The organism is Paenibacillus periandrae, assembly GCF_022458865.1.
Taxonomy (GTDB): Bacteria; Bacillota; Bacilli; order Paenibacillales; family NBRC-103111; genus Paenibacillus_S; species Paenibacillus_S periandrae.
In genome coordinates, this window is sequence record NZ_JAJNMU010000262.1 from 1 (window position 1) to 210 (window position 210).

Below are 210 nucleotides of genomic sequence, written 5' to 3' on the forward strand. Positions count from 1 at the left end.
CCACGAGGTTTCACGTGTCTCGCGGTACTCGGGATCCGTCTACAAGTTTCGCAGATTTTCGGTTTCGGGATTGTTACCCTCTGTGATGAGCCTTTCCAGACTGCTTCACCTATTCTGCTAACCCGATCTTGACGTCCCACAACCCCTGAGAGCAAGCTCTCAGGTTTGGGCTGTTCCGCGTTCGCTCGCCGCTACTGACGGAATCACTGT

The 210-nt window shown here is 54.3% G+C and carries 1 rRNA gene; it reads right to left on the reverse strand.

The features are described from left to right. Positions 1-210, reverse strand: a 23S ribosomal RNA gene (locus LRL21_RS47550); the annotation flags it as partial.